The following is a 12,091-nucleotide window of genomic DNA, read 5'->3' as shown; positions in this document are numbered from 1 at the left end:
TGATATGTGTTACGACAAAATAGAAATTGGGGATAATGTGACAATTTCCTAATATTGCTCGCAGTGAAGATGGGGTAGTGGTAGGGGAGAATGTGGCGATAGGAGCCTGCAGCTTGGTGAATAAATCGGTTGTGGACAACTCTATTGTGGTTGGTATTCCTGCTAAAGAAATAAATAAGAAAGAATAGATTCTTGTAGATATAATGTTTTTTAAATTCCTTTTTGACCGAGCAGCCTCCCTTTTCGGCCTAATCTTCTTATCCCTAGTATTGCTTATTGTTGGCATTTTGATTCGTGTAAAAATGCCTGGTGGTCCTGTTATCTTCAAACAGAAAAGAGTGGGGCGGTACGGTAAATTATTTACCATGTATAAATTTCGTTCTATGATGGTCAGTCATTCCGGCAGTTCTGTTTCAGTGAAAGGGGAAAGCCGCATTACTCCTTTGGGAGCCAAATTGCGGAAATATAAGCTGGATGAATTGCCCGAACTGTGGAATGTGCTGATAGGTGACATGAGCTTTGTAGGTCCTCGCCCGGATGTGCCGGGGTATGCTGATAAACTGGAAGGAGAGGATAGGAGGATGCTTCTATTGAAGCCGGGCATTACGGGGCCTGCCAGTTTAAAATACCGAAATGAAGAAGAACTGTTGGCGGAACAAGACGATCCTCAGAAGTATAATGATGAGGTCTTGTTCCCGGATAAAGTACGGATAAACATTGAATATTTGGATAATTGGTCTTTTTGGTATGACATTAAAATCATTATTTATACAGTACTTGGAAAGGATTTATAAAATCCTTTCTTTTCTTTTTATTTCTCATTATGTGAGGAAATCGAATCATTAGAATAATCACATATATTTATGGATAAAAGAATATATCTTTGCCTCGCCCACATGAGCGGCAAGGAGATGGGTTTCATACAGGAAGCCTTCGATACGAATTGGGTGGTTCCGCTCGGTCCGAATGTGAATGCCTTTGAGCAGGATTTGGAACGCTTCGTGGGGCAGAATAAAAAGGTGGTGGCTTTGAGTGCGGGCACTGCGGCTGTACATCTGGCCCTGCTTGCTTGCGGAGTTAGTCAGGGTGACGAAGTGATAGTACAGAGCTTTACCTTTTGTGCCTCTTCCCATCCGGTGACCTACCTCGGTGCCACTCCGGTATTCGTGGATTCTGAGGCTGATACATGGAACATGGACTCGGTACTTCTGGAGCAGGCTATCAGGGATCGTGTCAACAAGACCGGGCGGAAACCCAAAGCGATTGTTCCGGTGGCTTTGTATGGGATGCCCTACAAGATAGACCAAATCATGTCGGTGGCAGATAAATATGATATTCCGGTCATAGAGGATGCCGCCGAAGGCTTTGGAAGCAAGTTTGACGGGCAAGTTCTCGGAACTTTTGGCAAATATGGTGTGCTTTCTTTCAATGGCAACAAGATGATAACCACCAGCGGTGGCGGTGCTTTGATTTGCCCTGATGAAGAGTCCAAACGTGAGATAATGTTCTATGCTACCCAGGCCCGTGAGTCCTATCCCTACTACCAGCATGAGCGTATAGGCTATAATTATAGGATGAGTAACATTTGTGCGGGAATCGGCCGCGGTCAGATGACGGTGGTGGATGAGCACATAGCGCACCATAAGCATCTGTGCGGTCTGTATCGTAAGTTGTTGGCCGATGTGGAGGGAATCACGCTTCATGAGAATCCTTCCGGACGCTATGATAGTAATTATTGGCTGAACACGGTACTGCTTGACGGGAATCTGCATGTGAGAGGTGAGGAGGATGCCTATCGTGAGACAGTGAAAGGTGCTGTAGGTGGTGCCGCCGGTGTTACGCATGAGTCAGTGAATGCCCATACTTCTTGTGAGCCTAACCGTAATGTAGAGGCCATGCGTGTTTGCTTGGATAAAGCCGGTATCGAGAGCCGTCCCTTATGGAAGCCCATGCATCTTCAGCCGGTTTATTCGGCTAATCCTGCCTATGTGAATGGTGTCAGTGAGGGCTTGTTCAAACGTGGTCTTTGCTTGCCGAGTGGTCCTTATGTGACGGATGAGGATGTGAGATACATAGTGAATGAAATGAAGAAGAGTATACTATGAAACTACATAGTATCAATTTTTTATGAACTAATTTCAGAAAACAGCTTCAGTGGGGCTGTTTTCTTTGTTTATAGGCATATTTGAGATAGTTACCGAGAAGTCTTCCCTGACTTTGGGGGATGTCCATAATGTGATCCTCTGTGATAGAGAGTCATAGTTGTGTGTTGCCACTCTTACTTGAATAACCGTTCTTTGGTGGTGAATAATAACCAATAAACGTTTATCAATTATGGCAGTAGTAGCTTATTTAAGAGTAAGTACAGAAAAACAGTTTTTAGAGAATCAGCGCGAGGAAATTATACGCTTTGCGGAGAAGAATGGGTTGAGCATCGACAGATGGTACATGGAGACGGTCAGCGGAAAAGTGAGTAGCAAAGAGCGTAAACTGGCGGGCTTGTTGGACCGGATGAAACCGGGAGACTCCTTGATTATAACGGAGATTTCGCGGCTTAGCCGGACACTGCTGGAGATAATGACCATTCTTAACTCCTGCATCAAAAGGGGAGTGGTGCTGTACAGTACCAAAGAGGGGTATGTGTTCCAGAATGACATCAATAGCAAAGTGCTGGGATTTGCTTTTGGACTGATGGCCGAGATAGAGCGTAATCTGATTTCCATGCGCACCAAAGAAGCCTTGGAACGACGGAGGAAAGAAGGAAAACATCTGGGCAGGAAGAAAGGGGACACACCCAAAATGAAGATACTCTATGCGAACAAGAGGAAACTTGTGAGGGAGCACCAAAGAGGAGAGTCGTGTGCTGAGCTTGCCCGGCAGATGGGAGTGTCACGGACTACGATGTTCCGTTTTCTGAGACACTATTGAGCAATTCAGCTAAACGAAGGTGTCAAAGGTGGGATTCCTTTTGACACGCTTCGTGTGGGCTACTTATTCGGCTGATACTTCTTTCTTTTCCTTCCACTCTTTCCCGCGCTTGTGCAGGTTTTTCAGCTCGAATGACAGCATGATACGGAAGAAGCCTATAATCAGGAATGCAAACGAAATCATGTACACGGCGTAAAGGGCGCCTACTGCCGGTTGCCACAAGATGATGAGCGAGCAGATGACGGCAAGAATACCGAAAGCAACATACCATCCCCAGTCTCTTGTCCCGTATCTTTTGAGGTCCATGGCATAGCCTACGGATGAGAAGCCGCGGAACATCAGCCAGAAGGCAATGATGAATGGAATGACTTCCATGCTGAGCATCGGGTAGGCTATCAGGTAGAATCCCAGAATCATGTCGATGATGCCTCCAGCCAGATACCATCCCCAACTGGATACCCTTCTACGGTTACTTACTGCAAAGGATATTTCCAGCAGACCGCTGAACAACATGGAGACGCTGAACAGAATGCTCAATACCGCATACCCGCTGAGAGGGGAGAACATCAGGCTTATAGCCACTATTACATAAAGAATACCAAGAATGAGTGAAATCCACCAATTCTTTACTTCCTGCTGAAGTTCGTCAAAAATAGTTTTCATGTGAATTTAATTTTTTAAGTGATTATCATTAATTCGTCTGTAGAATAACAGTTTATCCGGAAAAAAGTTTCGGGTGAACTTTTTCTGTATGTAATTTGTTATGTATACATATAATTTGATAAAACTATGGCTACAACAAAATTTAAAGGACAACCGGTAAAGGTTATCGGTGAATTTATAAAGGTGGGCTCTGTTGCCCCCGATTTCGAATTGGTAAAAACAGATTTGTCTTCATTCTCTTTGAAGGAACTGAACGGGAAGAATGTTATTTTGAATATTTTCCCCAGCCTTGACACTGGTGTGTGCGCTACTTCTGTACGTAAGTTCAACAAACTGGCTGCCGGCCTGCCCGATACGGTAGTGTTGGCAATCTCCAAGGATTTGCCTTTTGCACATGCACGTTTCTGTACAACGGAGGGTATTGAGAATGTGATTCCTTTGTCTGATTTCCGTTTTTCCGATTTTGATGAAAACTACGGGGTACGCATGGCCGACGGACCGCTTGCAGGTCTACTGGCGCGTTCGGTAGTGGTTATCGGCAAAGATGGTAAGATTGCCTATACGGAATTGGTACCTGAAATTACGCAAGAACCTGACTATGATAAAGCTATTGCAGCTGTAAAGTAGAAAGTTTGGATTTGGGATAAGCAATAAAAAGCGGTGGACAGAATTTATCATGCTGTCCACCGCTTTTTTATTATCATACCGTTTTCTTTTTTATTTCTTCTTCATGCCTTTATAGATGAAGAATGCCACGATGAGTACGCCGATGCCGATAAATACATAACCTATCTCATGGCTGTATTCCGTTACTTTGGCAAGCAGCTGTTCCTCGTTCTCAATGCCGGGTACTGTGGACAAGTAATAGCCGATAAAAGCCAGGATGGAATTCCAAAGGCCTGCACCCAAGGTGGTGTACAGCAAGAAAGTTCCCAGCTTCATGCGTGCCAGACCGGCAGGGATGGATATCAACTGGCGAACAGCAGGTATCAGGCGGCCGACAAAGGTTGATACGGCTCCATGCTTGTCAAAGTATTCCTCCGCATGCTGCACTTTGGCTTCGTCGATGAGGCACATGTGCCCGAAACGGCTGTTGGCAAACTTGTAAATGATGGGGCGTCCCAGCCATTTTGCCAGATAGTAGTTTATCAAGGCTCCGATATTTGCCCCTATGGTTGCAAACAATACCACCAGATATATATTCATGTTGTCATTGTTGGCGGCTTTCCAAGCGGCAGGAGGGACTACAACTTCCGAAGGGAAGGGGATAAACGAACTTTCAATGGCCATCAATAAAGTGATGGTCCAGTAATTGAGGTGGTCGAGACACCATTGGATAAAGGCTACTGATTCCATTTGCTAGATTAGTGGTATATAATTACTGTTATTGTAATGCATTGAAAATATTCTTCATCACTAGAGCCAGCTCTTCCTGATTATCTTCTTGTAGTATCTGCTGTAATCTATCCAACTCTTCCAGCCTGAACGGATGTTCGCACAGCTGGTTGTACTTCATGAAGTTCTCTTTGTCTTTGAGCAGCATATACAGAGAGGTCAGCCTTTCGTTGATACCTTCAAAGTCCGGCTCCATCTCTTTGACATGTTCAAAGGCCAGCTTGGCATAGCTCAGTTGTCCTATTTCCATGCTACACATGCCTATTTCGTGCCAGGTATCCGCATAGGGGGCATACTCTAAGGCTTTGGCCCATCTCTTCACACCTTTCTCATACTCACCTTCTTCCATGTAGATGCGCCCCTCAATCAGATACGGGTCTATCTCTTCGGGTGCCAGGTCGTATGCTTTTTTACAATACTGGTGTGCTTTGCGTTTCTTTCCCATCTTGTGCAGGCATAGGGCTGCATTGGCATAAAGAGAAGGCAAGGCGAAGTCATGGCTGTCTTCGGCCGTTATGGCTTTTTCCAGATAGTCGTATCCTTCTTTCCACTCTCCTTTGGAGGTTTTGTTCAGGCCGATGAAGGTGTTGATGAAACCGTGGGAGACGAGATGGAACTTTTCGGCTTGCAGGTAGTTCTCCATGGCACTTTCCTCATTTCCCAATTGGAAGAAGGAATGTCCTTTCATCAGGTAGGCATCGGCAAACTCGTCATCGGCCACCGTGGCATAGTCGCATGCTTCGATTGCTTTGTCGAACATCTGCTGGTCAAAGTAGCAACGGGCCAGTCCAAACCAGTAAGGAGCCGAATACGGATTCTTGTCAATCAGCTTATTGAAGAAGAAGGTGGCTTTTTCAAACAGTCCCTGGGCATAGTAACAATCGCCGGTGACGGCAAGGTAGGCTTCTTCTTCGGCATATTTTTCGAGTCCGCGCGTCAGCCATGTCAATGCTTTTTCCGGGAATCCCATGTCGATGTACATATAGGATACATCAACGATATTGGCCAGGTCGTCCTTATCGTCTATGCTGTCGAGTATCGCTTCTGCTTCTTCTTCTTTGCCTTCGCCCAACAGTAGGTTGGCTTTCAGCACTTTCACTTCGGAAGATTCTTCGGCAATCCGTTCCAATATATCTTTGGCTTGCTCTTTATGCTGGGTGTCGAGGAACAAGTATGCCTGTTCCACCAACAGAGCCGTATTATCCGGATGTATTCCCAAGCCATACTCTACGACCTCGGTAGCCATGGCATATTTATGATGCACGGCATACCAGTCTGCGAGGTCGGCTAAGTCGTCTGCGTCCAGATAGATGGTTCTGTTCTCTGCTTTGGCAGCTTCATATTGTTCTGCCATTTCTTGCAGTTCTTTGTCTCTTCCGGACAGCAGGTTTTTTTTACTCATATTCTTATTTATTGATTTTACCCCAAACGTCTTTCAGACCTACAGTACGGTTGAATACCATTTTTTCTGGCGTAGAATCTTTGTCAACATTAAAATAACCGATACGTTGGAACTGCAGGTAGGAGAGGGGCTGCATGCCGGCAGCGTACTTCTCGATGTAGCAGCAGGGCAGCACATTCAGGGAGTCGGGGTTGATCATCTCTTTCATGGCTGTCAGTGCGTCGCAGTTCTTCGCTTCGCGGATGGCGGCAAGCTCATCGCGCGGGTTCTCCACTTTCCACAGACGGTCGTAGAGACGTACTTCTGCTTCGAGGCAGTGGGCACAACTTACCCAATGGATGGTGCCTTTCACCTTACGGTTGGCTCCGGGCAGACCGCTCTTGGTATCAGGGTCATATTCGCAATATACTTCGGTGATTTCACCGGCGTCGTTCTTCTTGCAGCCGGTACACTTCACGATGTACGCGTTCTTCAGACGTACCTCTTGTCCCGGTGTCATGCGGAAGTATTTCTTTGGGGCATCTTCCATGAAGTCGTCGCGCTCCATCCAGAGTTCGCGGCTGAATTCGATGACGTGGTTGCCTTCTTCGGGATGCTCGGGGTTGTTGACGGCTTCCATCTCTTCCACTTGCCCTTCGGGATAGTTAGTGATGATAAGCTTCACCGGATTCAGTACGGCAGATACGCGGGTGGCGCGGTCGTTCAAGTCCTCGCGCACGGCGCTTTCCAGCAGGGCGAATTCATTGAGCGCATCGTAGGTTGTATATCCTATTTTGTCGATGAACTTATGAATGGACTCCGGAGAGTATCCCCTACGGCGGAAACCGCAGATAGTCGGCATACGGGGGTCATCCCAACCGTTTACCAAGCCTTCCTTGACTAGAGTCAGCAGGTTGCGCTTGCTCATCAGCGTATAGCTGAGGTTCAGTTTGTTGAACTCATACTGATGGGGGCGGTTATCGTCGAGGTCTTTGCCTTCCTTCACCCAGTCCACGAAGAGGTCGTAGAGCGGACGGTGGGGCACAAACTCCAGTGTGCAGAGCGAGTGTGTCACGCCTTCGAAGAAGTCGCTTTGCCCGTGGGCGAAGTCGTACATCGGATAAGCCTTCCAAGTGGTGCCCGTGCGATGGTGCGGATGCTTCACTACACGGTAGATGATAGGGTCGCGGAAGTGCATGTTGGGGCTTGCCATGTCTATCTTGGCGCGGAGCACCATGGCACCTTCCTCAATCTCGCCGCTGTTCATTTTCTGGAACAAGTCCAGTGTTTCTTCGATAGGACGGTTGCGGTAGGGACTTTCCACACCGGGCTGGGTGGGAGTTCCTTTCTGGGCGGCAATCTGCTCGGAAGTCTGTTCGTCGATGTATGCCTTGCCCTCTTTGATGAGGCGGATAGCGAAGTCCCACAATTGCTGGAAATAGTCGGAAGCGTAATATTCGTTACCCCATTTGTAGCCCAGCCACTGGATGTCTTCCTTGATGGCTTCTACATATTCCACATCTTCTTTGGTGGGATTGGTGTCATCGAAACGCAGGTTGCAGACACCGCCGTGTGCGGCGGCAATACCGAAATCAAGGCAGATGGCCTTGGCGTGTCCGATGTGGAGGTAACCGTTTGGTTCGGGCGGGAAGCGTGTCTGTACTTTTCCCCCGTTTTTACCCTCTTTCAAATCGTTTTCTACTATTTGCTCAATGAAGTTCAAGCTCTTTTTTTCGCTTGTTTCTTCGCTCTTTATTTCTGCCATAATGTTACTATTTTCGTATCGTGGGGACAAAGATAGGGTAAAAAAATGAAGAATGAAGAATGAAGAATGAAGATTTATTCTTTATGTACCGGGATATATCCGCTCTCTTTGATGATTTTCTGTCCTGCGGCAGACAAGATGAAATCGAGCAGAGGGGCTACGACCGAGGCGTTTTTTCGGTTATAATAATAGTATAGCGGGCGTACTATCGGATAAGTCTTATTGATGGCATTCTCCAGCGTGGGAGCGGCATAATGCTGCCCGTCGTATGAAACGGCGAGTGTCTTGATACGCGGTGATACATAGGCTAGACCCACATATCCGATGGCTCCGCGAGTTTGGCTGACGGATTGGATAATGGCTCCCGTGGCAGGCATGGAGAGACTGCTGCTCATGTAGTTCTTGTTTTTCAGTACGCTTTCCTTGAAGAACTCGTAGGTACCGGAGGAAGTCTCGCGGGAGTAGACTACGATTTTGCGGTCGTCTCCGCCCACTTGCTGCCAGTTGGTGACTTTGCCCCGGAAGATATCTTCCAGTTGTTGGCGGGTCAGTTGTTTCACTGGGTTGGAGGGGTGGACCACTACGGCAAGGGCATCGTAGGCGATGGGAACTTCTGCCAAGTCTTCTCCGGCGGCTTTGGCCTTCATCTTTTCGCTGAACTTGATGGCGCGGGAAGCCATGGCGATGTCCGTGGTCTGGTCCAGCAGGGCTGAAATACCGACACCGGTTCCGCCGCCGGTCACGGTGACACGGGCAGAGGGGTTCAGGGTCATAAAGCGTTCGGCGGTCTGCTGCGCTATGGGGAGCACGGTGTCGCTGCCTTTGATGCGTTGCGCCTGCATGCCAGTGGTGGCAGCTGCTAGGGCGAGGAGTAGGAGTAATTTTCTTGTCTTCATAAAACACATGGTGCAAATAGGGTAAACACATGATGCAAATTAAGGTAATGGATATTACAAATGTGTTACATGGAATGTGCTTTGAGTCGTTGTAATAGTTTTGTAACACCTTTGAAACATTTCTTTCAAACGTTAGTCACACTACCTTAACATCCGGTCCGTTCCTTTGCATACAGAAATCAATAGGCAACATGAAAAAGATTTTTGAGAAGATTGTAGAAGGTATACTGGCTTGTAGCGGCTTTGTGACGAGTCTTACCATCGTACTTATCGTCGTGTTCCTCTTTTCCGAAGCGCTAGGCTTGTTCAGCAGCAAGGTGATAGAAGAAGGGTATGTATTGGCTTTGAATAAGGAGAATCGGGTGGGCGAACTGACTCCGGCACAGATAAAGGATGTCTTTGATGAAGAGCTGACAAACTGGAACGAAGTGGGAGGGGAGGACCTTCCTATCCGCCTTTTCCGTTTGGAGGACATCACACTGTATTATACGGAAGAGCAGTTGGGTGCTTCCTACGAAAATGCAGGTGCCTGCATTACGGAGCTGGTGGAGCGTACGCCTGGCATTATAGCCTTTGTACCGCAGCAGTTCATTGTCCGTCCAGACTCGGTGCATCTGCTGAAAGACAACACCATTTCGGTGAAGGACGTCTTTGCTGGTGCCGAATGGTTTCCCACGGCAACACCTGCTGCGCAGTTCGGCTTTTTGCCGCTCATTACGGGGACGCTGTGGGTCAGTCTGTTTGCCATCCTCTTTGCATTGCCGTTTGGTCTGTCGGTGGCAATCTATATGTCGGAGGTAGCCAATTCCCGGGTAAGGAATCTGCTGAAGCCCATCATTGAGTTGCTGAGTGGCATACCGTCGGTGGTCTACGGCTTTTTCGGCTTGATTGTCATTGTGCCGTTTTTGCAGCAGGTGTTCAACTTGCCGGTAGGCGAGAGCGGGCTGGCGGGCAGCATTGTGCTTGCCATTATGGCGTTGCCCACCATCATTACGGTGACGGAAGATGCGATGAGAAATTGCCCCCGTGCCATGCGCGAAGCCAGTCTGGCGCTGGGAGCGTCGCAATGGCAGACTATATATAAGGTGGTGATTCCTTACTCCATTTCGGGCATCACCTCCGGAGTGGTGTTGGGCATCGGCCGTGCGGTGGGCGAGACGATGGCTGTGCTGATGGTGACGGGCAACGCCGCCGTCATTCCCCATACCATCCTGGAACCGCTGCGCACCATTCCGGCAACGATTGCCGCCGAACTAGGCGAAGCGCCTGCCGGCGGAGCTCACTACGAAGCATTGTTCCTGCTGGGTGTCGTGCTGTTCTTCATCAGTTTATTGATAAACTTCACGGTGGAAGCAGTTTCGCCAAGACGAAAATAAAAGAAGGTAGATATGGTCAATAGAAAGCATCTTTCGCAAAACGTGGCATTCGGCTTGTTCCGTCTGTTGAGCCTAAGTGTGGTGGGGATTCTTTTTGCAATCCTCGGCTTCATTATATATAAAGGTATAGGAGTCATCGATTGGGAGTTCCTCACTACGGCTCCTACCAACGGTATGACTGCCGGCGGAATCCTTCCTGCCATTGTAGGTACGTTCTGCTTGATGGCGGGCAGTGCTTTATTTGCTTTTCCGGTGGGAGTGATGAGCGGTATTTATATGAATGAGTATGTGCCGAAAGGCTGGGTGGTACGCTTCATACGGATGATGACGAATAATCTGAGCGGCATCCCTTCCATCGTGTTCGGTCTGTTTGGCATGGCGCTGTTTGTCAACTATATGGATTTTGGAGACAGCATCCTGGCAGGTTCGTTGACGCTGGGTCTGCTAAGTCTGCCTTTGGTTATCCGCACCACGGAAGAAGCGCTGAAAGCCATCCCCGACAGCATGCGCGAGGGAAGCCGCGCGTTGGGAGCTACCAAGCTTCAGACCATCTGGCATGTCATCCTGCCGATGGGGATGCCCAATATCATTACCGGACTGATTCTGGCGCTGGGGCGTGTTTCGGGCGAGACGGCACCCATCCTTTTCACCTGTGCCGCCTACTTCCTGCCACAGCTGCCTACAAGTATCTTCGACCAGTGCATGGCGCTTCCTTATCACCTCTACGTCATCTCTACCAGCGGCACCGATATGGAAGCGCAGCTTCCCATTGCCTACGGCACGGCACTAGTGCTGATACTCATTATCCTCCTGGTGAACCTGCTGGCAAACGCCCTGCGGAAATACTTTGAGAAGAAGATTAAGACGAATTGAAAACATATACAATAGGTATGAAGAACAAGATAGAAACCCGTGACGTGAACTTCTGGTATGGCGATTTCCATGCCCTGAAAGGCATCAGCATGGACATTGAGGAGAAGTCTGTGATAGCCTTCATCGGTCCCTCGGGCTGTGGAAAGTCTACCTTCCTGCGCCTGCTGAACCGCATGAACGATTTGATTCCCGACACCCGTCTGACCGGCGAGATACGCATTGACGGACAAGACATCTATGGAAAAGGAGTGCAAGTGGACGAACTCCGCAAGAACGTGGGCATGGTGTTCCAGCGGCCCAATCCTTTCCCAAAAAGCATCTTCGAGAACGTTGCCTACGGACTCCGTGTGAATGGCATCACCGATAACGCCTTCATCCGTCAGCGGGTGGAAGAAACCCTGAAAGGCGCCGCCCTTTGGGACGAGGTGAAGGACAAGCTGAAAGTCTCCGCCTACGCCCTCTCCGGCGGTCAGCTGCAACGTCTCTGCATAGCCCGTGCCATGGCGGTGTCTCCTTCAGTCCTGCTGATGGATGAGCCGGCATCCGCCCTCGACCCCATCTCCACTGCCAAGGTGGAAGAGCTTATCCACGAGTTGAAGAAGCAGTACACTATCGTCATCGTTACCCACAACATGCAACAGGCAGCGCGTGTCAGTGATAATACGGCTTTCTTCTATATGGGGCAGATGGTGGAGTTTGGAGATACCCGGAAGATATTTACGAATCCCGATAAGGTGGAGACGCAGAACTACATCACGGGACGCTTCGGGTAGCGGATTGTTCCATACAGGCCAAAATAAGTTGTACAAAAGTA

At 48.5% G+C, this 12,091-nt stretch carries 12 protein-coding genes; 7 read left to right on the top strand and 5 right to left on the bottom strand.

Features of this window, described 5'->3' with window-relative positions; genetic code table 11:
- The first annotated feature begins 203 nt into the window (after positions 1-203).
- The 3 genes from DW896_RS09805 to DW896_RS09795 all read left to right on the top strand — a co-directional run bounded on the left by DW896_RS09805 (position 204) and on the right by DW896_RS09795 (position 2,928).
- On the top strand, positions 204-794 hold the full coding sequence (locus DW896_RS09805) for a sugar transferase (RefSeq protein ID WP_117963174.1): 591 nt from the start codon (positions 204-206) through the stop codon (positions 792-794).
- 69 nt (positions 795-863) lie between these two features.
- On the top strand, positions 864-2,105 hold the full coding sequence (locus DW896_RS09800) for a DegT/DnrJ/EryC1/StrS aminotransferase family protein (RefSeq protein WP_119993165.1): 1,242 nt from the start codon (positions 864-866) through the stop codon (positions 2,103-2,105).
- A 229-nt stretch (positions 2,106-2,334) separates the two neighbouring features.
- Complete coding sequence (locus tag DW896_RS09795; protein ID WP_057089503.1) at positions 2,335-2,928, top strand: master DNA invertase Mpi family serine-type recombinase; 594 nt, start codon at positions 2,335-2,337, stop codon at positions 2,926-2,928.
- A 63-nt stretch (positions 2,929-2,991) separates the two neighbouring features.
- On the opposite strand, the gene DW896_RS09790 is transcribed toward DW896_RS09795, so the two are convergent.
- Positions 2,992-3,591 (bottom strand): HdeD family acid-resistance protein, encoded by a 600-nt coding sequence (locus DW896_RS09790; protein WP_005831320.1) that lies wholly within the window; start codon positions 3,589-3,591, stop codon positions 2,992-2,994.
- Between the two features lie 126 nt (positions 3,592-3,717).
- Between DW896_RS09790 and tpx the strand changes: the two genes are divergently transcribed.
- Positions 3,718-4,218, top strand: coding sequence for a thiol peroxidase (tpx, locus tag DW896_RS09785; protein WP_005831317.1), 501 nt, complete (start codon positions 3,718-3,720; stop codon positions 4,216-4,218).
- Between the two features lie 90 nt (positions 4,219-4,308).
- Here the strand turns inward: tpx and DW896_RS09780 are convergent, their stop codons facing one another.
- From DW896_RS09780 to DW896_RS09765, 4 genes are all read right to left on the bottom strand, one after another.
- The gene (locus DW896_RS09780; protein ID WP_005831315.1) at positions 4,309-4,947 is read right to left on the bottom strand and encodes a DedA family protein; all 639 of its coding nucleotides are present in this window, start codon (positions 4,945-4,947) and stop codon (positions 4,309-4,311) included.
- 28 nt (positions 4,948-4,975) lie between these two features.
- Positions 4,976-6,388 carry a tetratricopeptide repeat protein gene (locus DW896_RS09775; protein ID WP_057089505.1) on the bottom strand — a complete coding sequence of 471 codons (1,413 nt, stop codon included), beginning with the start codon at positions 6,386-6,388 and terminating at the stop codon, positions 4,976-4,978.
- A 4-nt stretch (positions 6,389-6,392) separates the two neighbouring features.
- On the bottom strand, positions 6,393-8,132 hold the full coding sequence (locus DW896_RS09770; protein ID WP_005832304.1) for a glutamine--tRNA ligase/YqeY domain fusion protein: 1,740 nt from the start codon (positions 8,130-8,132) through the stop codon (positions 6,393-6,395).
- 74 nt (positions 8,133-8,206) lie between these two features.
- Positions 8,207-9,028 (bottom strand): PstS family phosphate ABC transporter substrate-binding protein, encoded by an 822-nt coding sequence (locus DW896_RS09765; protein WP_035448809.1) that lies wholly within the window; start codon positions 9,026-9,028, stop codon positions 8,207-8,209.
- Between the two features lie 191 nt (positions 9,029-9,219).
- Here DW896_RS09765 and pstC point away from each other — a divergent pair, with 191 nt between their 5' ends.
- Genes pstC through pstB form a run of 3 tightly spaced genes read left to right on the top strand, consistent with a single transcriptional unit; the run spans position 9,220 to position 12,050 of the window.
- Positions 9,220-10,404: a phosphate ABC transporter permease subunit PstC gene (pstC, locus tag DW896_RS09760; protein WP_119962141.1), complete on the top strand. Its 1,185-nt coding sequence runs from the start codon at positions 9,220-9,222 to the stop codon at positions 10,402-10,404.
- 12 nt (positions 10,405-10,416) lie between these two features.
- Positions 10,417-11,277, top strand: coding sequence for a phosphate ABC transporter permease PstA (gene pstA, locus DW896_RS09755; RefSeq protein WP_022401248.1), 861 nt, complete (start codon positions 10,417-10,419; stop codon positions 11,275-11,277).
- Positions 11,278-11,294: 17 nt separating this feature from the next.
- Positions 11,295-12,050, top strand: coding sequence for a phosphate ABC transporter ATP-binding protein PstB (gene pstB, locus DW896_RS09750; protein WP_117601283.1), 756 nt, complete (start codon positions 11,295-11,297; stop codon positions 12,048-12,050).
- Positions 12,051-12,091: the final 41 nt, after the last annotated feature.

It is taken from the genome of Bacteroides sp. AM41-16 (genome assembly GCF_003603495.1).
Lineage (GTDB): Bacteria > Bacteroidota > Bacteroidia > Bacteroidales > Bacteroidaceae > Bacteroides > Bacteroides uniformis.
The sequence above is the reverse complement of the archived record's forward strand: the minus strand, read 5'-3'. Positions and strand labels throughout refer to the sequence as shown.